2 pseudogenes are annotated in these 604 nt (G+C 67.1%); one reads left to right on the top strand and one right to left on the bottom strand.

Annotated features, from left to right (window positions below):
• Positions 1-306: pseudogene (locus tag A5709_RS23925) on the top strand (hypothetical protein); the annotation flags it as partial.
• A gap of 4 nt (positions 307-310) precedes the next feature.
• Here A5709_RS23925 and A5709_RS23920 read toward each other — a convergent pair.
• Positions 311-604: pseudogene (locus A5709_RS23920) on the bottom strand (hypothetical protein); the annotation flags it as partial.

Below are 604 nucleotides of genomic sequence, written 5' to 3'. Positions count from 1 at the left end.
GTGCCCATCTCGACGATCTCGTTCGGCACCAAGACCGGCGAGATCGAGATGGACGGGCAGCGGGTCGCCGTCCCCGTTCCCGTCGACGATCAGACGCTGCAGAAGATCTGCGAGATCACCGACGGCCAGTCGTTCCACGCCGACAGCCTCGAGTCGCTGAAGAACGTCTATGCGACCCTGCAGCGCCAGATCGGCTACGAGACCGTCAAGGGCGACGCCAGCCTGGCGTGGATGCTGCTGGGGGCCGTCGCGATGGCCGGCGCCATCCTGGCCGGCTTGTTCCTCAACCGCCGGCTGCCCTCCTGAGCGATCAGACCGGGAGCCGCCGGTTGATCAGCAGCGCCAGCGCCGTCGCGATCAGGGCGGTGATGACGCCCAGGCGCAACCACCCGGCGCTGCCCGGCCCCGGCACCGTGCGGTAGCCGATGTCCTTCTCGATCGCGTTGTAGCTCTTGGAAAGCTCGGCGACGTTGCTGGCGGTGTAAGACTGCCCGCCGGACAGCTTGGCGATCATCTTCATCTGATCCGTCGCGACGGGGACGGCGACCCGCTGCCCGTCCATCTCGATCTCGCCGGTCTTGGTGCCGAACGAGATCGTCGAGAT

The organism is Mycobacterium sp. E1386, from assembly GCF_001672745.1.
Classification (GTDB): Bacteria; Actinomycetota; Actinomycetes; order Mycobacteriales; family Mycobacteriaceae; genus Mycobacterium.
The sequence above is the reverse complement of the archived record's forward strand: the minus strand, read 5'-3'. Positions and strand labels throughout refer to the sequence as shown.